Source organism: Stenotrophomonas sp. YJH_SMC_82, from assembly GCF_059368875.1.
Map to the genome: position 1 here is coordinate 1381278 of NZ_JCAFSE010000001.1, position 17063 is coordinate 1398340.

Here is a 17063-nt window from a genome sequence, read left to right on the forward strand (position 1 = left end):
ATCCGGAACGGTGTCAGGTCAAGGCAATGCATGGGGAAGGGCGCAAGTCCTTCCCCATTCTTTTTTGGGTCCCGGCGAGGCCATGGCGGCAGCGCGGGGACGGCGGTGGCGACAGGGGTCGGCCCTTCGCGCATCGCGATGGCAGATCGACTGGAGTTCCGGCCCCCCATGAGCGACATCCAATCCCTCACCACCCAGGCGCTGGCCGATGTGGCCGCCGCACAGAGCCCCGACGTGCTGGAACAGCTGCGCGTGGCCCTGCTTGGCAAGAGTGGCAGCATCACCTCGCAGCTCAAGCAGCTCGGCGCCCTGCCGGCCGACGAGCGCAAGGCCGCCGGTGAAGCGATCAACCAGGCCCGCGACGCGCTGACCCGCGCGCTCGGCGAGCGCAAGGCGCTGCTGGAAGATGCGGCACTGGATGCACGCCTGGCCGCCGAAGCCATCGACATCACCCTGCCGGGTCGCAACGGCGACCGCGCCGGCCTGCATCCGATCACCCGCACCCTGGAGCGCATCACCGGCATCTTCGGCCGGCTGGGCTACGAGCTGTCGGAAGGGCCGGAGATCGAGGACGACTGGCACAACTTCGAGGCGCTGAACTTCCCGCCGCACCATCCGGCGCGCGCCATGCACGACACCTTCTACTTCGGCGACGGCCGCCTGCTGCGCACGCACACCTCCGGCGTGCAGGTGCGCTACATGGGTGACCACGCACCGCCGCTGCGCATGATCGCCGCCGGCAAGGTGTACCGCAGCGACAGCGACCAGACCCATTCGCCGATGTTCCATCAGGTGGAAGGCTTGCTGGTGGACGAGCATTCGACCTTCGCCGACCTGAAGGGCACGCTGGCCGAGTTCGTGCGCGCCTTCTTCGAGCGCGATTTCGAAATGCGCTTCCGCCCCAGCTATTTCCCGTTCGTTGAGCCGGGCGCGGAAGTGGACATCGCCTGGCAGCAGCCCGATGGCAGCACCCGCTGGCTGGAAGTGCTGGGCTGCGGCATGGTCCATCCGAACGTGCTGCGCAACGTCGGCATCGATCCGGAGCGCTACACCGGCTTCGCCTTCGGCATGGGCGTGGAGCGCTTTGCAATGCTGCGCTACGGCGTCAACGACCTGCGTGCGTTCTTCGAGAACGACGTGCGGTTCCTGAAACAGTTCGCGTAAGCCGCAACCCTGTAGAGCCGGGCCATGCCCGGCTGCTCCTGAAACGACTGCTCCCAAATTCGCAGGCCCAGGCGCATGCGCCGGGCCCACCAGGATGACACCATGAAATTCTCCGAAAACTGGCTGCGCAGCCACGTCCCGACCGGCGCTTCGCGCGATGAACTGAGTGCAGTGCTGACCGCCATCGGCCTGGAAGTGGAAGACGTGACCGCGCTGGGCGAAGGCCTCGACCACGTGGTCGTGGCACGCATCGTCGACGCGGTGCGCCATCCGGAAGCGGATCGCCTGCAGGTGTGCAGGGTTGATGCCGGGCAGGGCGAACTGCTGCAGATCGTGTGCGGCGCCCCGAACGCGCGCCCGGGCCTGGTCGCGCCGCTGGCGATGGTCGGTGCGCAGATCGGCGAGCTGAAGATCAAGCCGGCCAAGCTGCGTGGCGTTGAGTCCAACGGCATGCTGTGCTCGGCCAAGGAACTGGGCCTGGACAACGATGCTTCCGGCCTGCTGGAACTGCCCGACGACGCACCGGTCGGCCAGACCCTGGTCGAGTACCTGGGCCTGCCGGATGCCAGCATCGAGATCAAGCTGACCCCGAACCGCGCCGACTGCTTCAGCCTGCGCGGCATCGCCTACGACGTCGCCGCCGCCACCCGCAGTGAAGTGCTGGACTTCGCTGCCGACGCCATTCCGGCAGTCGGCAGCCGTGAGCTGGGCATCCAGCTCGACGCCGGCGCCGAAGCGCCGCGTTACCTGGGCCGTGTCATCGAAGGCGTCAATGCTGCCGCCAAGACCCCGTTGTGGATGGCCGAGCGCCTGCGCCGCAGTGGCGTGCGTCCAGTCTCGCTGCTGGTCGACATCACCCAGTATGTGATGCTGGAGCTGGGCCAGCCGATGCACGCCTACGACCTGGGCACCCTGCAGGGCAGCATCGCCGTGCGCCGTTCGCGCGCGGGCGAGACGCTGAAGCTGCTGGACGGCCGCGATGCTGCGCTGGACGACAGCTTCCTGGTGGTCACCGACGCTGACCGCGCGGTCGGCCTGGCCGGCCTGATGGGCGGCTTCGACACCCGCGTCACCGACGCGACCACCGCCGTGTTCCTGGAAGCCGCGCACTTCGCGCCGGCCGCGATCATGGGTCGTGGCCGCAAGCTGGGCCTGCACACCGATGCCGGCCATCGCTTCGAGCGCGGCGTCGATCCGGCGCTGCCGCGCACCGCGATCGAGTACGCCACCCGCCTGGTGCTGGACCTGGCCGGCGGTACCCCGGCACCGGTCACCGAGGCCGTGCGTGAAGCCGATCTGCCGCAGCCAGCGACCATCGTGCTGCGCCGCGCCCGCATCACCCGCGTGCTCGGCATCACCATCGACGATGCGGAAGTCGAGCGCATCCTGCGCGCGCTGGGCATGGACGTGGTCGCCGCCGCCGACGGCTGGCAGGTGGTCGCGCCGAGCCGCCGCTTCGACATCGCCATCGAAGAAGACCTGATCGAAGAGCTGGCCCGCATCCACGGTTACGAGCAGATCCCGACCACGCTGCCGGGCGGTGCCTCGCGCGTGGCGATGCCGAGCGAGACCCAGCTGGACGCGCTGAGCGTGCGCCGCCAGCTGATCGCCCGTGACCAGCAGGAAACCGTCAATTTCGCCTTCGTCGACGACGCGCTGCTGACCCAGTGGCAGCTGCGCGACGGCCTGGTGCCGCTGGCCAACCCGCTGTCGGCCGAACTGGCGGTGATGCGCCCGTCGCTGCTGCCGGGCCTGGTCGCCACGTTGGGCCGCAACGCCGCCCGCCAGTTGGGCCGTGTGCGCCTGTTCGAGCTCGGCCGCGTGTTCGCCCAGCAGGCCGGAGACGGCCAGCCGGCACCGCTGGAAACCCCGCGCGTGGCCGCTGCGGTCTGCGGTGAGGCGCAGGCGGTGCAGTGGGGCCTGCCGACCCGCAAGGTCGACTTCCATGACCTGAAGGGCGACCTGGAGTCGCTGGCGGCCGCCAGTGGCGCGCAGCTGGAGTTCCGCCCGTCCGTCCGCGCCTACGGCCACCCGGCGCGTTCGGCCGAGGTGTACCGCGATGGCGTGGCGATCGGCTGGATCGGCCAGATCCACCCGCGCCTGACCCGGGCGATGGATATCGAAGCCGACGTCTACGCCTTCGAGCTGGACCTGGAGCCGCTGACGGCCCGCCGACTGCCGCGCGCCGGCGAGCTGTCGCGCTTCCCGGCGGTGCGTCGCGACCTGGCGTTCCTGGTGCCTGAACAGGTGGCCTGGGCCGATCTGGCGGCCACCGTCCGCCAGGCCGCCGGCCCGCTGCTGCGCGACCTGAACCTGTTCGACCGTTACGTCGGCCAGGGCGTCGAGCCGGGATTCAAGAGTCTCGCTATGGGCTTGATTTTGCAGGACAAGTCGCGCACTCTGACGGACCGCGACGTGGATGCGGTGGTGGCCGAGGCGGTCACTGCCATCGAGCGTGAACACCACGCCCGGATCCGCGGCTGAGCGGGCAGCACTCGGGGGTAGCAGGCAATGGCATTGACCAAGGCGGAGATGGCGGAAAAGCTGTTCGACGAAGTCGGTCTGAACAAGCGGGAAGCCAAGGAATTCGTCGACGCGTTTTTCGATGTGCTGCGTGAAGCATTGGAACAGGGACGTCAGGTGAAGCTGTCGGGCTTCGGCAATTTCGATCTGCGGCGCAAGAACCAGCGCCCGGGTCGCAACCCCAAGACCGGCGAGGAAATTCCGATTTCCGCCCGTACGGTGGTCACCTTCCGTCCGGGCCAGAAGCTCAAGGAGAGGGTGGAAGCTTATGCTGGATCCGGGCAGTAACCGCGAACTACCGCCGATCCCGGCCAAGCGCTACTTCACCATCGGTGAAGTCAGCGAGCTGTGCGACGTCAAGCCGCATGTCCTGCGCTACTGGGAAACCGAGTTTCCCAGCCTTGAGCCGGCCAAGCGCCGAGGCAACCGCCGCTACTACCAGCGCCACGACGTGCTGATGGTGCGGCAGATCCGCAGCCTGCTGTACGAACAGGGCTACACGATCGGTGGTGCACGCCTGCGTCTGGACGGCCCCGATGCCCGCGAGGAATCGGCGCTGAGCAACCAGATCATCAAGCAGGTGCGCATGGAGCTGGAAGAAGTGCTGCAGTTGCTGCGCCGCTGATCCCATTTCCATCGTAATCCGCTATACTTCACGGCCCGCCGCAGTGGCGGGCACATCGCAGCATCAGTCGGGGCGTAGCGCAGCCTGGTAGCGCATCTGCCTGGGGGGCAGAGGGTCGTCGGTTCGAATCCGGCCGTCCCGACCACTGTGATGAATCAAGAAGCCCGCGCAGCGATGCGTGGGCTTTTTTGTGCGTGCGGTGTATGCTGCGCGCCACTCGTACTACCGCGGCTGCTGAACCCGGTACTCACGAGAACACATCATGGATTCTGCAAGAAGCCGTGCCTGGCGTCGCAGCCAGGCTCGCAACCGTGGTGGCGACCGCGCCACGACCGCCTACAGCTACAAGCCCGAGAAGAACTGGAAGCTGCTGTATACGCGCGATGCCAAGCTCGCGCGCGCACGCCAGCTGGGCTTCACCTATCCGGTCCTCAGCGCCCGCCAACTGCAGGAACAGGAATGATCAACCTGCTGTTCGTCTGCAGCCGCAACCAGCTGCGCAGCCCGACCGCCGAAGCCATGTGGCGACGGCGACCCGGCTTCGCTGCGCTGTCGGCCGGCACCAGTCCGCATGCACGACGCCCCATCGGCCCGGCGGATATCCGCTGGGCCGATGTCATCTTCGTGATGGAGGCCAAGCACCAGCATCGCCTGCAGGCCGCCTATGCGCGCCTGCTGGAATACAAGCGCCTGCATTGCCTGGATATCCCCGACGACTATCGCTGCATGGATCCGCTGTTGATGGACCTGCTGGATGCAAAGGTGACCACGTATCTCGATCAGCTGCCGGCAAAGCGGTAGAGCAGCTCCGAATCGCCTTCGTCCAATCCGTGCACGATGCCGCTGTCGATGAAACCCGAAGCGGCGAGCAGGCGTTGCATGCCGGTATTGGAAGCATTGGTCGAAGTGAACAGCCTGCCGTGGCCGTGCAGCGCGATGGCATGGCGCAGCAGGGCGGCGCCGACGCCCTGGCTGCGTTGTTCGCGCGCCACCATCAGCATCTCGACGAAGGCTTCGCCGAAGAAGTGATGGTGGATGACCAGGTAACCGGCCAGCTGACCGGCCCATTCGGCCACGTGCATGCCACCATTGGCCTGCCAGTCGCTGATCTGCCGTGCGCGTTGCGGATCGTGGACCGCAACGCTGTCGAGCGCGATCAACGCGGAAACGTCGGCGGGCATTGCCTCGCGGATGTGCAACATCGTCGAGGAGGGATCGGGCGGCACCATCGAAGGCTCCTGGGCTGGGTGCGCCCAGTCTATCGATCGCGTCGGCCGTGTCTGCGCATCCGCCACAGCCAGCGTGTGGTCGGCAGTCAATACACACGGAACTCGGCACGGCAGCCGTCGCTGACCCACACGCCGCGGCGGTCCCAGCCCCAGTTGCGATCCTCGACGCACGGTGTCACCGACTTCTGCTTGACCAGGCGTACCTCGTGGCGCACACGGATGCGGCATTCCTTGTCCTTCTGCTCGTAGGACTCGCAGACCAGGCGCTCGCCATCGTCATCGCGGTCACGGTCACGGTCACGGCCGCGCCCCGGCCAGCGTTCGCGTCCCTGTCCGTCGGCCACGAACTCGGCGCGACAGCCGTCGGTGACCCGGAGCATGCGGCGGCTCTGGCCCCAGTTCTGGTCCTCTACGCAGCGGGTGACCGACAGCTGCCTGGCCAGGCGCATGCGGCCTTCGATCGGGCACTGCTGGGTCTTGTTGAACTGCGATTCGCAGCGCAGCGGCGCAATGGGATCGCTGTCGTAATCCTGGGCGGCCACCGTGGTGGCGGCCAGCAGCAGGGCCAGGGTGGGGAGGGCAACCGGCAGCAGCAGGCGATGGGTCATGGGGGGCCTCGGCAGGGGAATGGGCCGCAAGAATGGACCAGCCCGGGGCCATCGGAACGGATCGTTCCGGCGTTGGCTCAGTGGGGATTTAGTAGTGTGCACCGGCCCATGCAGAGCCTTACATCCCTTATCATCGCGGCACATCCGATCGCATCGGCTTACACCTTCTTACATCTCTCCCACGCTTGCCGGCCCAGCCTGTGGCTGCCGTCACTGGCGTGCAGCCGGCGTGTGGAGGAGGATGCGCGGACCACGACGACCACAGGGGGTTGCGTTGATCAGCAGTACCGTCATTCATCGCTCGGCTGGCGCAGAGGCCGGGCAGGTGCGTGTCCTGGACACCACGTTCAAGGGCAAGCATGTGTTCATTGCGTGGGGCCTGCGCGGGCCGGAACTGGCCCGCAGCGCGGACCCGCCCGCCACCGTGGCTGCGCGCAAGGCGCTGCATGCCGTGGCCGGCCACAGCGAGGGACCGCGCAGCCCGGAGGTGTTCATCGCCAACCAGTCGGCAGTGGCGATTACCGTCTATCGGCTGCTGACCGAGGCGCGTTCGGGCGATGCCATCTTCTTCCTGTGTGATTCGCAGGCCGTGGTCGACTGGTTGATCACCGCACTGGAAGTGCAGGGCGAAGACTGACAGCGCGCAGGGTCAGGCCAGTGCCGCATCCACCGCCGCCAGGGCGTGCAGGGTGGTGGTGTCGAACAGCGGCACCGGGCTGTCCTCGGCGCGGACCAGCAACATGATTTCGGTACAGCCGAGGATGATCGCTTCGGCGCCGCGTGCAACCAGGCGCGCGATCACGCCGGCGTACGCCTGCCGCGAATGCTCGCTGACCACGCCGCAGATCAGCTCCTGGTAGATGATGTCGTGCACGCTGCGGCGATCATCGGCCTCCGGAACCAGTACCTCCAGCCCGAAGCGGTCCTGCAGCCGGTCGCGGTAGAACGCCTGCTCCATGGTGAAGGCGGTGCCGAGCAGTCCCACCTTGCGGATGCCGGCCTGCAGGATCGCCGCGGCGGTCGGGTCGGCGATATGCAGCAGGGGCAGCGGGCATCCGGCTTCGATCCGGCCGGCCAGCGTGTGCATGGTGTTGGTGCAGATCACCAGCAGCTCGGCGCCACCGGCCTGCAGCCGCCGTGCAGCATCCAGCATGTGGTTGCCCAGCAGATCCCATTGGCCGTCGTGCTGCAGCTGCTTGATGCCGGCGAAATCCACCGACCACAGCAGCAGTTGCGCCGAATGCGCGCCACCGAGGCGATGCCGCACCGCCTCGTTGATGAGCCGGTAGTACTGCGCCGAGCTTTCCCAGCTCATGCCGCCGATCAGGCCAAGGGTCTTCATGCACTGCTCCAAGCCAGAGACGGCCATTGCAGCACAGATGGCAGTGGCGCTGCCGTGCACGGGCGCCGGCATCTGTAACCGTCGCATCCACCGCCCGCTGTATGTGCCGCGTCCTGCATGGGTGCCCTATGCTGGTGCCGTCTTCTGAAGTGGAAACCGGCAATGGCCCTGCATACCTGGTGGTGGTTCCTGGCCACGGTCTTCGTGCTGTGCGGGACGCCCGGGCCGAACATGCTGCACATCCTCGGGCGCAGCGTCGGGCTGGGGTTCCGTGGCAGCGTGCCGGCCATGGCCGGCTGCCTGCTGGCGATGCTGCTGGTGCTGGCCGCATCCGCTGCGGGCCTGAGCGCGTTGCTGCACTCCTCGCCGATGCTGTTCGAAGTGCTGCGCTATCTCGGTGTGGCCTACCTGGCCTGGCTTGGCATCAAGGCGTGGCGTGACAGCTGCCGCCCGGCACCCGCGGTGGCCGATGCTGCCGAGGTCACACTGGCGCCGGTACATGGCGCAGCGATGGTATTCCGTGGCGGCCTGTGGGTTGGCCTGAGCAACCCCAAGCTGTTGTTGTTCGCTGCGGCGTTCCTGCCGCAGTTCGTTGATCCGTCGCGTAGCCAGGCCATGCAGTACAGCGTGCTGGTGGCGACCTTCGCGGCCTGCGAACTGTTCTGGTACGTGATGTACGCCGCCGGTGGCCACGGCCTGCGTCGTTGGCTTGCAAAGCCATTCGCACGGCGCTGGTTCGAGCGGCTGGTGGGAAGCGTGTTCCTGGCCTTCGCGGTGGCGCTGCTGCGCTTCCGGCCGCGCTGATTCACGCCGCACACGCGGCCTTTTCACGACTGCCGCATCGGCTGCGGCCTAGCCTGATCACACCGTTTGCGTTCCCTGCGGGGTAAGGACTGACATGATCAAGTGGGCCATCATTTTCGCCATCATCGGCATCATCGCCGGCGTGCTGGGCTTCGGCGGCATCGCCGGTGCCGCTGTGGGCATCGCCAAGTTCCTGTTCTGGGCCGGCATCATCATTGCCGTGGTGCTGTTCCTGATCGGCATGAGCGTGGCGAAGAAGGTCAGCTAGCACCTGCCGCGCAGCAGCGTGTTCAGTGCGCGCTGCTGCGCGAGAACAGGTTGATCACCAGCACGCCGGCGCAGATCAGCGCGATGCCGGCCAGCGCAGCTGCATCCAGCCGCTGCTTGAACACCACCAGGCCGATCAGCGAGATCAGCACGATGCCGACGCCGGACCAGATCGCATAGGCGATGCCGGTCGGCACCGACTTCATGGTGACCGACAGCAGGTAGAAGCACAGCCCGTAGCCGACCAGCGCGCCCAGTGTCGGCCACAGCCGGCTCATGCCGTCCGAGGCCTTCAGCAGCGACGTGGCAATCACTTCCAGCACGATGGCGGCGGCCAGGTAGATATAGGGGTTCATCGCGGGCTCCGGGTCACTGCGGGTCGCACAGCTTGAGGGCCTGCTCGGCCATCGCCAGCGCATTGAGGCGCTCTGCTTCGTCCAGCGGCCGACCATAGGCGGTGGCCCAATAGCCATCGGCCGCGCAGCGTGCCGCGTACAGGCGCGGATCGCCGGCTTCGCCGGGGAACTCGGCCAGCATCGCGCGCTTCCAGTCGCGCCAGTGCGCCAGCAGGGCCGGCTCCATCAGGTTGCCCAGGGTCAGGCCGACGTCGTTGTCCTGTTCCTGCTGCAGCAGGTGCTCGAAGTTGGCCCGCACATAGGCGCGGCTGAAGCAGCCGTGGCCGGGCGTGCCGTCCTGCAGGAGCGTGCGCACACGCGCCTCGAACTCGCCGATGAGTGCGCCGATGGCTTCATCGACCAGCGCCTGCTTGCTGCTGAAATGGTGGAACAACGCGCCCTTGCTGACCCCGGCCACGCGCGCGACATCCTGCACGGTCAGTGCCGCCAGCCCGTTCTGGCCAATCACGGCGATGGTGGCGTGCAGCAATGACTGGCGCACGCTGTCGGGTGCTTTGCGCCGCGAGCGGGGAGGGGGCGGGGACATGATGGGAAGAAACCGACTGGACGGTATGATTTGTAGCGCAGCCGGATCGCGTCACCGGCGCGACCATCGGCCACCGCCCGGTGGGAGCCGGATCAATCGTCGATGCGTGCGAAACGCGCCTGCGGGCCGTGTTTGCCTGGGACCTGCTCGACGAACATCGGGTAGGGGCGTACCCACAGGCCACCTTCGCCGTAGAGTGCGCGGTACAGCACCAATGGTTCCAGCGTCTCGCTGCTGCGGACGATGTCGATCACTTCGTACTCGCCGCCCTTGAAGTGGCGATACCGGCCACGGGCGAGGTCGGGCAGGGGACTCAGCTCAGCCATGACGGGTCGTGCTCACTTGCGCGCCGGGCTGGCGGGCGTGGCGCAGTACGCGTCGATCGCCTCGGCGCTGTTGGCCAGGCCGTGTGCCTGTGCCAGCTCCCAGGGCCGCTCGCAGCGCTGGCTGTGCTCGCACCACTGGTAGCCGGCCGAGCCGATGCAGCCATGCGCGTCGCGATCGCCGCCTACCCTCGGCGTGGTGGTCGAAGGCTTGCCGTCGGCACGTGGGGCTGCATTGTCCGGGCTCGCGCATGCGGCCAGAACCAGCAGCGCTGGAATCAGAAGAAGCACCTTCATGCGCGAGCTCCGTGCGTAAAGCAACATATTCTGTCGCAAATAGCCCGTTAGCAAGCGCTCAATGCACGGCGGCGCGGACCAACTCTTCGATCAGAATCAGATAGCTGGCCACGAAATAGAACTTCAGCAACGTCGAACGCTGGTGCGAGAAGAAGGTGCGCATGTGGAAGGGGCCCCTGTTGATGATGGTAGTGTGAAGCCCAGCTGACTCCGTGACAAGGATCACGGAATGAACGAGCTAAACGGACTCAGGGATGTGATGAGGGTGGGGTTCTGACGCACTGGCGCGGACTTTTCGTACTTTTCTGATGGGACCACCCTGATGGCATGGCTAGGGTGACGGCATCAGCAGAGGCTCTGGTGCCCCCTGCGCCTATCCCAGAAGGAGCGTCCCATGGTCATTACCGTCAAGTGCAGTGCCGCGCAGTGGTCCCTGTTGGACCCGGCCGCAGGCGTCGCCGAAGCATTCAACTCCGGGGCCGCAGCGTTCGATGCCGCGGTTGGCCTGGCCAGCGCCCACCATCGCCGGACCGGCCAGGGCAGCACGGTGCGCGTGGAGGCGCTGGGCAGCAGCGTGGATGCCGTGCATTTCGAGGCGATGGCAACCGCCTCGGGGCCGGTTACCGGCCTGCGTCCTGCGCCGGTGGCGTAACGCCGGAGGATCCCCCGCGCAGTGCCTGGCTTACGACATGGCACAGCCACGACGGATTCACCGTCTTGGCATAGACATGACCGATCTGTGCCGGCAGGGCGCGATCCTGCAGTACGCGCAAGGGCTGTTGGGCCAGCACGAGGATGAGCAGATCCCTGCGCAGGCAGCAGATGCGGCGCAGCAGTGGCATGCCGTCGGCCTGGCCCACAGTCGGCATGCAGGGATCGATGATCAGTACGTTGCAGCGCGGGCTGGCGATCTGGGTCAGAACGTCTGCGGGCGAGCGCGCTTCGCCGAGGGTTTTGCCGTCCAGATGAGACTGGAGTCTGCGTATCAGTTCGCGTCGGATCCAGGGGTTTGCATCGGCGATGACGAGGGAGGGGAGGGGAGATGGCCGGCTTTCGCAGGCGGCACTGCCTGACTGGAGCGGGAAAGCGTGAACAGCTTGAAGTATCTGCATAGCAGGCTATGGATTGTCGGGGCCACAGCCTTTGGGCAGGAGGTCGTAGTAGGGGATGGCAGTCCAGCAGCGCCATTCATGGTTGTCCGAATCCCTGATCAGCGTCAGGTTGCCACGCCATGTGCCCAGGTTGTAGCCAGCATCGGATCGCAGCAGGCAATTGATTTCCAGGTCGCCGTCCGGAGCAATCATTGTTGTAATGGTTTCACAGCGCTCACTGCTCTCCGGCAGTCCCAGCTTGCGATTGTCCGAGCCATGTAGATCACCGCGTTCGGCCAGCCACGCCTCTACTCCTGCCTTCCCGCCGGCCAGCTCGGCCAACGCCGCCGCCAGCTTGGCTTTGGTAGAGAACTTCTTGTATTGCGGGACCGCTATCAGGGAAAGAACTGCAATGATGGCTACGACCGCCATGAGTTCGACCAGAGAAAACCCTCGTTGCCGATGTGTACGCCTCCCCGCGTGGCCGGCCCTTGAGATTTTATTTTTCATAGGTTCCTCCATGAGGAAATCAACTTTGAATCGTGGCTGGCGCACGCAATGGAAAGGCGCATGCGACTGTGGCAGGTTGGGCAGTCCGCGCAGTGACTTGCGTCAGCGATCAGGCCTGGCAGCCTTGGGGAAGCAGGCTCTGGTCCGGTATGTCGCTGCTGCAGACCCAGTTGCCTTCCCAGCCGCGATCCAACTTCAGCCAGCCAGTGCCAAACGTGGCATCGCTCTTGAGGAAGCAGCCAATGCTCGTTTCTCCGTTCGTGACATTGCTCGTCACCGTAATCCCGTCACAGCGGGAGCTTGACTCGGGCAGGCCAATCGATGCCGGCGTGGTGATCTCGCTGCCTTCGGCGAGGAGTGATTCAACGCCGACTTTTCCACCAGCGACTTCAGCGAGGGCAGCGGCCAGCTTTGCCTTGGCCGAGAACCGCTGATACTGCGGCAGGGCAATCATCCCCAGAATCCCGATGATCGCCACCACCACCATGAGTTCAATAAGGGAAAAGCCCTTCTGCCGGGATGCGCTTTTGCCTGCGTGGCGTGTGCGGTCGATTGCGGTATTCATGATAATCCTCTGTAGCGTGGTGGTTTCGTTGGTCTGGCCCCGAAACAAGTATTCGTGGCGCAGTCATAGGAAATCACGTGCACGGCAGTGGGTATATTCAAGAATTGGTAAAATCGAATCTATTGAATGGTTGCGCGATTGTTTTACGAATAATCAGAAAGTGCGCCGCAATTCCGCGGGGCATGGCGCAGGCACTGCAACCACATCGGCCATGCCTGCATTGCATCGCCATTCTCCGGCAGGGGTTCGCCACCATTGCAGGCGGCCGTCCTGGCGCAGATCACAGGTCAGCACTGCGCGGCCGGTGTCGGGGAGCGAGGCGCGCAGGTGAGCGCAATGCGCAGCGCTGGCAGGCAGGCCAAGGTGATGGTCGGTCAAGGTGAGATCACCTTCGGCGTAACTGTTTTCCACGGCGGCGATGGCGGCGCCCAGCACGCTGGCCGCGTCGCACGGCCGGGTGCAGCCGGTAGCGTCATCTGCCGAGGGCGCACACAGCAGTAGCGCGTAGATGGCGGTCAGTCCGGCGACGATGCAGACCGACGCCCAAGGCCGGTAGTGGCGTGGGCGACGTGCCGCCTGTGTGGTTGCTCGAGGGCGCATGGAGGGCAGCTCCCGTTGTCGAGAAGGGCGCGCGGTGCAACTGCAGGCCGGGGCCGCTCTCCCCAGAGCGGCCCCGGCATTCGCATCCCCTGGCTATCGTTGTCGTGCGCTACAGCGCCAGCGAGCTTTCCACGTCCAGCACCATGCGCCGGGCGAGAGCAAGATTGGCCTTCTGCCGATCCAGCACCACATAGAAGAACAGGCCCTTCTTGGCCGACACCGGGCGCAGCACGTGGTACGCACGACCCAGGGTGATCAGCATGTCTTCGATGTTGTCGTTGAGTTTCAGCGCTTCGGCCGTTTTCATCTTGGCGCGGAGCACCTCGGTGTTTCCAGCGGCCGCCAGTTCCATGTCCACGCCTGAGCCGGCTTCACCCAGCAGCATGCCGCTTTCGTAATCGACCAGGGCAACGGCTTGTGCGCCGTTGATCTGCATGAGCGTGTCCAGGCATTTGTTGATGGCGATATTCATTTCAGTGGTCCGTTGCGGGTGTGAGGAGTTGAAGAGCCGTCTGATCAGTGAGAGAGGCATGCATCAGTTCGGGTTGTCGGCCAGGGCACGCACGCACTGCTTGGCATGCCACAGCACGTTGCCGATGACGCAGCTGTGGTCGCATGCGGTCATCAGCAGGCGCGGTTGCTTTCCTGGAATGGCGAGCATGAGTACTTTGCCGTTGGCGGCATCGAGGATGAGTGTGTCGAGTTCGCCAAAGTGCAGTTCGTGGCCCAGCGCGCTGGCCAGGCCGAGCATCGAACTGGTCATCGCGGCCAGACGATCGGCGACATGGCCTTGCGGGCCGGCCTGGGCCAGTGCAAAACCATCGGTGCTGGCAACGACGAGGGCCTGGATGCCGGTGACGTCGCGTGCCAGGGCATCCAGTGCCGAAGCGTGGCCGATGTCATTCATGGGTGACCGCCATGGCATTGCATTCGATCTGGCTCATCAGCAGATCCATCGTGGTGATGGCCTGCGCCATGTCGCGTGGGTCCAGCGGCAACGCCGGCAGGTGCGGTGCGTGGTCCTGCAACCAGTCCTGCCAGTGCGGCTGTACCGGGTCATCGGTGCTGCCGCACCGGGTGAAACCGATGACCACGGGCAGGCCCGGCGCGTTGTCTGCGATGGCCTTCAGGTGCTGCCCCGCCAGCGTACTGTCCTTGCTGGCGCTGCCATCGATCAGGACGATGGCGCCTTCGGCACCGGCCAGCAGGATCGGCCAGATGTACGAGAAGCGCTCCTGTCCGGGCGATCCATACAGGCGCAGGCGGTCACCACCCGGCAGGTCGATGTCGCCATAGTCCATGGCTACGGTGGTGTACTGCTTGCCCACGGCAGGGTCGGTATTGCGGGCCTCGGTCACTACGGCCTTGCCCCGGGTCAGGGTCTGCACGAGGGTGGACTTGCCCGCGCCAAGTGGGCCCATCACTACGATCTTGTGCTCACGCACGGTCATGCACTCCAGCGGATGCGAAGTTGTCGCCACAGGTTGACGAGGCCATCGGTGGGCGAGGGGCGCACGGGTGCGTCCTCGCCTACGACGGGAAAGGCATAGGCGGTGAGAAACGCCGCATTGAAGAACGACTGCACGGTACGGCGCGGCAGGTCGAGGAGGTCGCAGCACGCCTGCACGGATGCGCCTTGCTTGATCAGCAGCGCACACAGCCGGAAATGATCCGGCCGATGGGCCAGGATGCGGAAATCCGGCCAGCGACGAAGGCGCAGCTTCGCGCTCTCGTGCAGGGTAGGCATCGGCGCGTTGTGATCAGCCGTGGACAGGCCGACGTTCCACAAGGTCGGGCGTAGCGGGATGTTGCTGGACACTGTCGCGCGCTGCATGAACACATCCTGGGTCACCGGCACCAGACTCAGCGGGGGATCCTCATCGCGCAACAGCCTCTGCAGCAGCGTCAGGGTGATCGGCGCTGGCGCAGTGGTCATCATCCGGTCGTTCCTGGCATCCAGCCAGCACACCGTGGCCTCGCCGTGGATGATCGCGGCATGGGCCGGCCGCCGTGACGGCATGCTGTCGCTTGCTAGGTGCAGGCGCAACTGCTGTACGAACGGCAATGCTGCCGTCGGCAGTGTTGCCGGTGCCAGCGGCGTTGGTTCAAGTGGTCCTTGCAGATCCTCAAACGATTGACGACGGAATCGGACCATGGGGTGTCCAGCGCAGCGAGTAATCGGAGATGGATATGTAAGCGGCCTTTCCGGATTTCTGGAATGAAACTATTGGGAAAGTTCACGCGCGGCGTTTGTTTATGATCGCGAATGCAAATAATGGAAACGGGCTGGCGATTCTGCTTGAATGAAATCAATTGCAGTGGATCATTGTTAAGTTGACGTTGCCCGGAATGATTACTAGGGTTTTCGCTGCGCATTGCGGCGTGACTATTTACGGGTAATCAGCATGCTCACTCGAATTGCCATCGCGGACGACCATCCTCTGATCCTGCTTGGTACGCGCATCGTGATCGAGGCTGGTGGGCGCCATCGCGTGGTGGCAGAGGCGCGGTGTGCAGAAAGCCTTATGTCGATCCTGGCCGAAGAAGTCGTTGATCTGGTGGTGACTGATTTCTCGATGCCCACTGGGGGGCGCTCGGATGGCCAGTCGATGCTGCAGGCGTTGAGTCGCAATTACCCCAAGGTGCCGGTGATCCTGGTCACGATGGTCACCAATGCCACGACCTTGAACATGGCCATGCGCACGGGTGTGCGGGGACTGGTGTGCAAAAGCAGTGGCGTGGATGGCGTTCGCAAGGCGGTCGATGCCGTGCTGAGTGGCGGGATCTACCTGGACCCCGAGCTGGCGCCCTGCCTGCAGGACTCCGGGCGTGAGCGATCGCTTTCAGTACTGTCGCCCAAGGAGCTGGAAGTTCTGCGGCTGTATGTGTCGGGGCCTTCGATCACAGAGATCGCCGGGCAGCTGCGGCGCACCGTCAGTACCATCAGCCGGCAACGCATTTCGGCGATGAGGAAACTGGGCATCAGCAATGATGCCGAGCTGTTCGCCTATGCGTTCGAGGAACGCCTGGGCAATGCCGGTGGCATGGCCAGTGGGGCAGCGAACGGAAGCCCATGAGCTCACGGCGGTCCGGTCAGCCACGGTTGAGTTGTTTGAATGGGGGAAAAACTGCCATCACGCATCCCTCTGTGCGTCGGGCCGTGAATCCCGGATGCTTGCGCCATCGTATTCATCTGGAGATCTCGATGGGCAAGGCACTCACCTGGCGCACCCTGGCCTGCACCCTGTTGCCGATGCTGGCGGCTGCCGGCGGCGCCCAGGCGCAGAGTTATGGCTACGGCTATGACGACGACCGCTATGGCGGCCGCGATGGCAGCGGCATCGTGCGCTGCGAGTCGGTCAAGAACCGCAGCAATGAGTGCCGCCTGGACGGCCGCGCGCGGTTGATCCGCCAGTTGTCCGGTTCGCCCTGTGTGGAAGGTGAGACCTGGGGCCAGTCGCGCAACGGCGTCTGGGTCACACAGGGGTGCCGTGCCGAATTCGTCGGTGAATATCGCCGCGGTGGCGGCTGGGGTGGCAATGGTGGCGGCTGGGGCAATGGCAATGGCAACGGATGGGGCGGCGGCGATGTGGTCACCTGCCATTCCAATGGACATCGGCAGGAGTACTGCGATGCGCGCATCCGCCGGGGTGTGCGCCTGATCCGCCAGGACTCACGCAGCGCCTGCATCGAAGGCCAGAGCTGGGGCTGGGATCGCCGCGGCATCTGGGTGAGTGATGGCTGCCGGGCGCAGTTCCAGGTGAACTGAGCTTTACGGGTTCAGCCCATGAAAATCAGAATAATCTGATACAGCTCACATTTTGAACGCCGTATTGTCTGCGATCAGGGCACGTTGCGTGCCCTGAATTCCAGCGGTGCCGTGTGCCATAACCGGCATGGGCATCCCGCCGCCGTCGATACGCTGTCTCAAGGAGTGAGCTGCATGTTGATCCGCCTGCAATGCGAACAGCGCCAGTGGCGCGTGCTGCATCCGGACCGGCCGGAGCCGATCGAGTTCCGCGATGGCGCCCGCGCCTACGACTTCGCCGAGACCCTGGCCCGCCTGCACTTTGTCGACACCGGTCAGCGTGCGGCCGTGCGCGTGGAAGCCAGCGGCGCATTCGTCGAAGCGGTCAGTTACGGCTGAGCGCGGGTGCCTGCCAAGGCAGGCAC

Annotated in this window: 28 protein-coding genes and 1 tRNA gene; 14 read left to right on the forward strand and 15 right to left on the reverse strand. The window is 65.3% G+C overall.

The genetic code is table 11. The features are described from left to right. Positions 1 to 168 precede the first annotated feature (168 nt). The 7 genes from AC5P53_RS06115 to AC5P53_RS06145 all read left to right on the forward strand — a co-directional run bounded on the left by AC5P53_RS06115 (position 169) and on the right by AC5P53_RS06145 (position 5113). On the forward strand, positions 169 to 1164 hold the full coding sequence (locus AC5P53_RS06115) for a phenylalanine--tRNA ligase subunit alpha (protein WP_005417865.1): 996 nt from the start codon (positions 169 to 171) through the stop codon (positions 1162 to 1164). Between the two features lie 102 nt (positions 1165 to 1266). Beyond that, complete coding sequence (gene pheT / locus AC5P53_RS06120) at positions 1267 to 3648, forward strand: phenylalanine--tRNA ligase subunit beta (RefSeq protein WP_241887695.1); 2382 nt, start codon at positions 1267 to 1269, stop codon at positions 3646 to 3648. Between the two features lie 27 nt (positions 3649 to 3675). Beyond that, on the forward strand, positions 3676 to 3975 hold the full coding sequence (locus AC5P53_RS06125) for an integration host factor subunit alpha (RefSeq protein WP_005410432.1): 300 nt from the start codon (positions 3676 to 3678) through the stop codon (positions 3973 to 3975). Beyond that, positions 3956 to 4312, forward strand: a complete 357-nt coding sequence (locus AC5P53_RS06130) for a MerR family transcriptional regulator (protein WP_005410431.1) — start codon at positions 3956 to 3958, stop codon at positions 4310 to 4312. The genes AC5P53_RS06125 and AC5P53_RS06130 overlap by 20 nt, the downstream gene beginning before the upstream one ends. Positions 4313 to 4380: 68 nt before the next feature. Further along, a tRNA-Pro gene (locus tag AC5P53_RS06135) sits at positions 4381 to 4457 on the forward strand. 117 nt (positions 4458 to 4574) lie between these two features. Continuing rightward, on the forward strand, positions 4575 to 4775 hold the full coding sequence (locus AC5P53_RS06140) for a hypothetical protein (RefSeq protein WP_049442386.1): 201 nt from the start codon (positions 4575 to 4577) through the stop codon (positions 4773 to 4775). After that, positions 4772 to 5113 (forward strand): low molecular weight protein tyrosine phosphatase family protein, encoded by a 342-nt coding sequence (locus AC5P53_RS06145; RefSeq protein WP_014647846.1) that lies wholly within the window; start codon positions 4772 to 4774, stop codon positions 5111 to 5113. Before AC5P53_RS06140 ends, AC5P53_RS06145 begins: the two co-directional genes overlap by 4 nt. Here AC5P53_RS06145 and AC5P53_RS06150 read toward each other — a convergent pair. Then, entirely contained in the window at positions 5092 to 5541 is a 450-nt protein-coding gene (locus AC5P53_RS06150) for a GNAT family N-acetyltransferase (RefSeq protein ID WP_241887696.1), read from the reverse strand. The two genes, AC5P53_RS06145 and AC5P53_RS06150, sit on opposite strands and share 22 nt — an antisense overlap. Positions 5542 to 5627: 86 nt before the next feature. Further along, a complete protein-coding gene (locus AC5P53_RS06155) occupies positions 5628 to 6149 on the reverse strand; it encodes a DUF3011 domain-containing protein (protein WP_495227178.1) in 522 nt (173 codons plus the stop codon). Between the two features lie 241 nt (positions 6150 to 6390). Between AC5P53_RS06155 and AC5P53_RS06160 the strand changes: the two genes are divergently transcribed. Next, entirely contained in the window at positions 6391 to 6786 is a 396-nt protein-coding gene (locus AC5P53_RS06160) for a hypothetical protein (protein WP_032956187.1), read from the forward strand. Positions 6787 to 6798: 12 nt separating this feature from the next. On the opposite strand, the gene AC5P53_RS06165 is transcribed toward AC5P53_RS06160, so the two are convergent. Next, the gene (locus AC5P53_RS06165; RefSeq protein ID WP_032956186.1) at positions 6799 to 7491 is read right to left on the reverse strand and encodes an aspartate/glutamate racemase family protein; all 693 of its coding nucleotides are present in this window, start codon (positions 7489 to 7491) and stop codon (positions 6799 to 6801) included. Positions 7492 to 7653: 162 nt separating this feature from the next. Between AC5P53_RS06165 and AC5P53_RS06170 the strand changes: the two genes are divergently transcribed. Both AC5P53_RS06170 and AC5P53_RS06175 read left to right on the forward strand, forming a co-directional pair. Then, on the forward strand, positions 7654 to 8295 hold the full coding sequence (locus AC5P53_RS06170; protein ID WP_241887698.1) for a LysE family translocator: 642 nt from the start codon (positions 7654 to 7656) through the stop codon (positions 8293 to 8295). Between the two features lie 94 nt (positions 8296 to 8389). Further along, entirely contained in the window at positions 8390 to 8563 is a 174-nt protein-coding gene (locus tag AC5P53_RS06175) for a DUF1328 domain-containing protein (protein WP_005417836.1), read from the forward strand. 22 nt (positions 8564 to 8585) lie between these two features. Here the strand turns inward: AC5P53_RS06175 and AC5P53_RS06180 are convergent, their stop codons facing one another. The 4 genes from AC5P53_RS06180 to AC5P53_RS06195 all read right to left on the reverse strand — a co-directional run bounded on the left by AC5P53_RS06180 (position 8586) and on the right by AC5P53_RS06195 (position 10124). Next, entirely contained in the window at positions 8586 to 8918 is a 333-nt protein-coding gene (locus AC5P53_RS06180) for an SMR family transporter (RefSeq protein ID WP_014647841.1), read from the reverse strand. A gap of 13 nt (positions 8919 to 8931) precedes the next feature. Next, positions 8932 to 9504: a TetR/AcrR family transcriptional regulator gene (locus tag AC5P53_RS06185; RefSeq protein WP_049442390.1), complete on the reverse strand. Its 573-nt coding sequence runs from the start codon at positions 9502 to 9504 to the stop codon at positions 8932 to 8934. A gap of 92 nt (positions 9505 to 9596) precedes the next feature. Then, positions 9597 to 9830, reverse strand: coding sequence for a DUF1653 domain-containing protein (locus AC5P53_RS06190; protein ID WP_014647839.1), 234 nt, complete (start codon positions 9828 to 9830; stop codon positions 9597 to 9599). 12 nt (positions 9831 to 9842) lie between these two features. Beyond that, positions 9843 to 10124, reverse strand: coding sequence for a hypothetical protein (locus AC5P53_RS06195; protein ID WP_126411199.1), 282 nt, complete (start codon positions 10122 to 10124; stop codon positions 9843 to 9845). Positions 10125 to 10518: 394 nt separating this feature from the next. On the opposite strand from AC5P53_RS06195, the gene AC5P53_RS06200 reads away from it, so the two are divergent. Beyond that, entirely contained in the window at positions 10519 to 10776 is a 258-nt protein-coding gene (locus AC5P53_RS06200; protein WP_061478083.1) for a hypothetical protein, read from the forward strand. On the opposite strand, the gene AC5P53_RS06205 is transcribed toward AC5P53_RS06200, so the two are convergent. From AC5P53_RS06205 to AC5P53_RS06240, 8 genes are all read right to left on the reverse strand, one after another. Next, positions 10745 to 11236, reverse strand: coding sequence for a response regulator (locus AC5P53_RS06205; RefSeq protein ID WP_126411198.1), 492 nt, complete (start codon positions 11234 to 11236; stop codon positions 10745 to 10747). The genes AC5P53_RS06200 and AC5P53_RS06205 overlap by 32 nt on opposite strands. Before the next feature lie 6 nt (positions 11237 to 11242). Further along, the gene (locus tag AC5P53_RS06210) at positions 11243 to 11725 is read right to left on the reverse strand and encodes a pilin (protein ID WP_126411197.1); all 483 of its coding nucleotides are present in this window, start codon (positions 11723 to 11725) and stop codon (positions 11243 to 11245) included. 109 nt (positions 11726 to 11834) lie between these two features. Next, positions 11835 to 12290: a pilin gene (locus AC5P53_RS06215; RefSeq protein WP_126411196.1), complete on the reverse strand. Its 456-nt coding sequence runs from the start codon at positions 12288 to 12290 to the stop codon at positions 11835 to 11837. Positions 12291 to 12443: 153 nt separating this feature from the next. After that, entirely contained in the window at positions 12444 to 12890 is a 447-nt protein-coding gene (locus AC5P53_RS06220; RefSeq protein WP_126411195.1) for a pilin, read from the reverse strand. Positions 12891 to 12999: 109 nt separating this feature from the next. After that, positions 13000 to 13362 carry a hypothetical protein gene (locus AC5P53_RS06225; RefSeq protein ID WP_041863646.1) on the reverse strand — a complete coding sequence of 121 codons (363 nt, stop codon included), beginning with the start codon at positions 13360 to 13362 and terminating at the stop codon, positions 13000 to 13002. 63 nt (positions 13363 to 13425) lie between these two features. Further along, the gene (locus AC5P53_RS06230; protein WP_126411194.1) at positions 13426 to 13797 is read right to left on the reverse strand and encodes a roadblock/LC7 domain-containing protein; all 372 of its coding nucleotides are present in this window, start codon (positions 13795 to 13797) and stop codon (positions 13426 to 13428) included. After that, positions 13790 to 14341 carry a GTP-binding protein gene (locus AC5P53_RS06235; protein WP_014647833.1) on the reverse strand — a complete coding sequence of 184 codons (552 nt, stop codon included), beginning with the start codon at positions 14339 to 14341 and terminating at the stop codon, positions 13790 to 13792. Before AC5P53_RS06235 ends, AC5P53_RS06230 begins: the two co-directional genes overlap by 8 nt. Continuing rightward, positions 14338 to 15045: a hypothetical protein gene (locus AC5P53_RS06240; RefSeq protein ID WP_241887699.1), complete on the reverse strand. Its 708-nt coding sequence runs from the start codon at positions 15043 to 15045 to the stop codon at positions 14338 to 14340. The genes AC5P53_RS06235 and AC5P53_RS06240 overlap by 4 nt, the downstream gene beginning before the upstream one ends. A gap of 250 nt (positions 15046 to 15295) precedes the next feature. On the opposite strand from AC5P53_RS06240, the gene AC5P53_RS06245 reads away from it, so the two are divergent. The 3 genes from AC5P53_RS06245 (at position 15296) to AC5P53_RS06255 (ending at position 17037) form a co-directional block, all read left to right on the forward strand. Continuing rightward, complete coding sequence (locus tag AC5P53_RS06245) at positions 15296 to 15967, forward strand: response regulator transcription factor (RefSeq protein WP_241887700.1); 672 nt, start codon at positions 15296 to 15298, stop codon at positions 15965 to 15967. A gap of 128 nt (positions 15968 to 16095) precedes the next feature. Beyond that, positions 16096 to 16659: a DUF3011 domain-containing protein gene (locus tag AC5P53_RS06250; RefSeq protein WP_032956176.1), complete on the forward strand. Its 564-nt coding sequence runs from the start codon at positions 16096 to 16098 to the stop codon at positions 16657 to 16659. 174 nt (positions 16660 to 16833) lie between these two features. Continuing rightward, on the forward strand, positions 16834 to 17037 hold the full coding sequence (locus tag AC5P53_RS06255; RefSeq protein ID WP_005417823.1) for a hypothetical protein: 204 nt from the start codon (positions 16834 to 16836) through the stop codon (positions 17035 to 17037). Positions 17038 to 17063 lie beyond the last annotated feature (26 nt).

Coding starts and splice junctions, on each gene's coding strand:
- AC5P53_RS06195 (WP_126411199.1), bottom strand. CDS start 10,124: ATGAAGGTGCTTCTTCTGATTCCAGCGCTGCTGGTTCTGGCCGCATGC.
- AC5P53_RS06150 (WP_241887696.1), bottom strand. CDS start 5,541: ATGGTGCCGCCCGATCCCTCCTCGACGATGTTGCACATCCGCGAGGCA.
- AC5P53_RS06145 (WP_014647846.1), top strand. CDS start 4,772: ATGATCAACCTGCTGTTCGTCTGCAGCCGCAACCAGCTGCGCAGCCCG.
- AC5P53_RS06170 (WP_241887698.1), top strand. CDS start 7,654: ATGGCCCTGCATACCTGGTGGTGGTTCCTGGCCACGGTCTTCGTGCTG.
- AC5P53_RS06210 (WP_126411197.1), bottom strand. CDS start 11,725: ATGAAAAATAAAATCTCAAGGGCCGGCCACGCGGGGAGGCGTACACAT.
- AC5P53_RS06125 (WP_005410432.1), top strand. CDS start 3,676: ATGGCATTGACCAAGGCGGAGATGGCGGAAAAGCTGTTCGACGAAGTC.
- AC5P53_RS06215 (WP_126411196.1), bottom strand. CDS start 12,290: ATGAATACCGCAATCGACCGCACACGCCACGCAGGCAAAAGCGCATCC.
- AC5P53_RS06185 (WP_049442390.1), bottom strand. CDS start 9,504: ATGTCCCCGCCCCCTCCCCGCTCGCGGCGCAAAGCACCCGACAGCGTG.
- AC5P53_RS06165 (WP_032956186.1), bottom strand. CDS start 7,491: ATGAAGACCCTTGGCCTGATCGGCGGCATGAGCTGGGAAAGCTCGGCG.
- AC5P53_RS06250 (WP_032956176.1), top strand. CDS start 16,096: ATGGGCAAGGCACTCACCTGGCGCACCCTGGCCTGCACCCTGTTGCCG.
- AC5P53_RS06115 (WP_005417865.1), top strand. CDS start 169: ATGAGCGACATCCAATCCCTCACCACCCAGGCGCTGGCCGATGTGGCC.
- AC5P53_RS06220 (WP_126411195.1), bottom strand. CDS start 12,890: ATGCGCCCTCGAGCAACCACACAGGCGGCACGTCGCCCACGCCACTAC.
- AC5P53_RS06200 (WP_061478083.1), top strand. CDS start 10,519: ATGGTCATTACCGTCAAGTGCAGTGCCGCGCAGTGGTCCCTGTTGGAC.
- AC5P53_RS06190 (WP_014647839.1), bottom strand. CDS start 9,830: ATGGCTGAGCTGAGTCCCCTGCCCGACCTCGCCCGTGGCCGGTATCGC.
- AC5P53_RS06130 (WP_005410431.1), top strand. CDS start 3,956: ATGCTGGATCCGGGCAGTAACCGCGAACTACCGCCGATCCCGGCCAAG.
- AC5P53_RS06245 (WP_241887700.1), top strand. CDS start 15,296: ATGCTCACTCGAATTGCCATCGCGGACGACCATCCTCTGATCCTGCTT.
- AC5P53_RS06160 (WP_032956187.1), top strand. CDS start 6,391: ATGCGCGGACCACGACGACCACAGGGGGTTGCGTTGATCAGCAGTACC.
- AC5P53_RS06255 (WP_005417823.1), top strand. CDS start 16,834: ATGTTGATCCGCCTGCAATGCGAACAGCGCCAGTGGCGCGTGCTGCAT.
- AC5P53_RS06225 (WP_041863646.1), bottom strand. CDS start 13,362: ATGAATATCGCCATCAACAAATGCCTGGACACGCTCATGCAGATCAAC.
- AC5P53_RS06155 (WP_495227178.1), bottom strand. CDS start 6,149: ATGACCCATCGCCTGCTGCTGCCGGTTGCCCTCCCCACCCTGGCCCTG.
- AC5P53_RS06235 (WP_014647833.1), bottom strand. CDS start 14,341: ATGACCGTGCGTGAGCACAAGATCGTAGTGATGGGCCCACTTGGCGCG.
- AC5P53_RS06205 (WP_126411198.1), bottom strand. CDS start 11,236: ATGCAGATACTTCAAGCTGTTCACGCTTTCCCGCTCCAGTCAGGCAGT.
- AC5P53_RS06140 (WP_049442386.1), top strand. CDS start 4,575: ATGGATTCTGCAAGAAGCCGTGCCTGGCGTCGCAGCCAGGCTCGCAAC.
- AC5P53_RS06180 (WP_014647841.1), bottom strand. CDS start 8,918: ATGAACCCCTATATCTACCTGGCCGCCGCCATCGTGCTGGAAGTGATT.
- pheT (WP_241887695.1), top strand. CDS start 1,267: ATGAAATTCTCCGAAAACTGGCTGCGCAGCCACGTCCCGACCGGCGCT.
- AC5P53_RS06230 (WP_126411194.1), bottom strand. CDS start 13,797: ATGAATGACATCGGCCACGCTTCGGCACTGGATGCCCTGGCACGCGAC.
- AC5P53_RS06175 (WP_005417836.1), top strand. CDS start 8,390: ATGATCAAGTGGGCCATCATTTTCGCCATCATCGGCATCATCGCCGGC.
- AC5P53_RS06240 (WP_241887699.1), bottom strand. CDS start 15,045: ATGGTCCGATTCCGTCGTCAATCGTTTGAGGATCTGCAAGGACCACTT.